Below are 2,248 nucleotides of genomic sequence, written 5' to 3' on the forward strand. Positions count from 1 at the left end.
CCCCCCCCCCCCCCCCCCCCCCCCCCCCCCCCGCCCGGCCGCCCGCCGGCTTCAGGCCATTTCGATCGCGATCGCCGTCGCCTCGCCGCCGCCGATGCACAGGGCCGCCACGCCGCGCTTGCCGCCGCGACGCTTCAGGGCGTGCAGCAGGGTCACCACCAGCCGGGCACCGGACGCGCCGATGGGGTGGCCCAGGGCGCAGGCGCCACCGTTGACGTTGAGCTTGTCGTGCGGGATGCCCAGTTCCTTGATGGGCGCCATGGCCACCACCGCGAAGGCTTCATTGACTTCGAACAGGTCCACGTCGGCCACCGTCCAGCCGGCCTTGGCCAGCACGGCCTGGATGGCCGCCACGGGCGCGGTGGTGAACCATTCCGGCGCCTGGGCGTGGGTGGCGTGGGCAACGATGGTGGCCAGAGGGGTCAGCCCCTGCGCCTTGGCGGACGCTTCGGACGCCAGCACCACGGCCGCGGCGCCGTCGTTGATGCTCGAAGAGCTGGCCGCCGTGATCGTGCCGTCCTTCTGGAAGGCCGGGCGCAGGCTGGGGATCTTGCCGATGTCGCACTTGCCTGGCTGTTCGTCGGTGTCCACCACCACGTCGCCCTTGCGGCCCGACACGGTGACCGGGGCGATCTCGTCCCTGAAGCCGCCGTCGGCCTGGGCGGCCAGGGCGCGGCGCACGGATTCTGCCGCGAACGCGTCCTGGTCCTCGCGGGTGAAGCCGAACTTGCCGGCGCACAGTTCGCCGAACGAGCCCATGGGCTTCTTGTCGTAGGGATTGGTCAGGCCGTCCCAAGCCATGTGGTCGAGCATCTCGGCGCTGCCGAAGCGGATGCCGGTGCGCGAACCGTTGAGCAGGTGTGGGGCGTTGGTCATCGACTCCATGCCGCCGGCCACGACCATTTCGGCCGAGCCGGCCTTGATCAGGTCATGGCCCAGCATGATGGCCTTCATGCCCGAACCGCAAACCTTGTTGATGGTGGTGCAGCCGGCCGACGTGGGCAGGCCGGCGCCCAGCGCCGCCTGGCGGGCCGGCGCCTGGCCGAGGCCGGCGGGCAGCACGCAGCCCATGATCACTTCGGACACATTGGCGACATCGGCGCCCGACTGCGCCACGGCGGCCTGGATGGCGGTGGCGCCCAGCTGCGTGGCGGGCACGCCGGTGAACTGGCCCAGCAGGGCTCCCAGGGCAGTGCGCTTGGCACCGAGGATGACGACCTTGGACATGGGGGCTCCGTAATTGGTTGGAAATCAGCCCCCGATTATAGCGCCGCCGCCGGACGGCCACCGGGGGCGGGCAGGTCAGTCGCGGCCTTCGAAGAGTTCGCGGCCAATCAGCATGCGGCGGATTTCGTTGGTGCCGGCGCCGATGGCGTAAAGCTTGGCGTCGCGCAGGATGCGGCCGGTGGCGTATTCGTTGATGTAGCCGTTGCCGCCCAGGGCCTGGATGCCTTCCAGGGCCACCTGCACCGCGCATTCGCTGGCGTGCAGCAGGCAGCTGGCGGAATCCACCCGGCTGGCGTGGCCGGCGTCGAAGTCGCGCGCCACCTGGTAGGCGAAGGCGCGGCTGGACTGCAGCGCGGTGTACATGTCGGCGATCTTGCCCTGCATCAGGCCGAAGGTCCCGATGGCCTGGTCGAACTGCTTGCGCTCGCGCACGTAGGGCAGGGCGACGTCCAGCGCGGCCTGCATGAGGCCGATGGGGCCGCCGGTGAGCACCAGGCGTTCGGTGTTCAGGCCGCGCATCAGCACCTTGACGCCCTGGTGCACTTCACCCAGGACGTTTTCGGCGGGAATCCCGCAGTTTTCGAACACCAGCTCGCAGGTGTTCGATCCGCGCATGCCCAGTTTGTCGAGCTTCTGGGCGGTGCTGAAGCCGGGCATGCCCTTTTCGACCAGGAAGGCGGTCATGCAGCGGCTGCCCGCTTCCTTGCCGGCGGTGCGCATGTAGACGATCAGCACGTCGGCCTCGGGGCCGTTGGTGATCCACATCTTGCTGCCGTTGGCGACCCACGTGCCGTCGCGCAGCTCGGCGCGGCAGCTCATCGAACCCACCACGTCCGAGCCCGCACCCGGTTCGCTCATCGCCAGCGCGCCCTTGAGCTCACCGCTGCACAGGCCGGGCAGGTACTTGCGGCGCTGGGCCTCGTTGCCATTGGCGTAAAGGTTGGCCACGCACAGGTTCGAGTGCGCGCCGTAGCTCAGGCCCACCGAGCCCGAAGCCCGCGATATTTCCTCCATCGCCACC

Annotated in this window: 2 protein-coding genes; both read right to left on the reverse strand. The window is 69.8% G+C overall.

What is annotated here, in order from left to right:
- Window positions 1-51: 51 nt before the first annotated feature.
- Complete coding sequence (locus K0M70_RS14530; protein ID WP_290783153.1) at window positions 52-1,227, reverse strand: thiolase family protein; 1,176 nt, start codon at window positions 1,225-1,227, stop codon at window positions 52-54.
- A gap of 75 nt (window positions 1,228-1,302) precedes the next feature.
- The coding region (locus K0M70_RS14535) for an acyl-CoA dehydrogenase family protein (protein ID WP_290783155.1) at window positions 1,303-2,248 on the reverse strand (946 nt) is incomplete at its 5' end.

Source organism: Arenimonas sp., from assembly GCF_019459675.1.
Taxonomy (GTDB): domain Bacteria; phylum Pseudomonadota; class Gammaproteobacteria; order Xanthomonadales; family Xanthomonadaceae; genus Arenimonas.

Excerpts from the sequence above, each read along its gene's own strand:
- K0M70_RS14530 (WP_290783153.1), bottom strand. The coding sequence starts at position 1,227 with ATGTCCAAGGTCGTCATCCTCGGTGCCAAGCGCACTGCCCTGGGAGCC.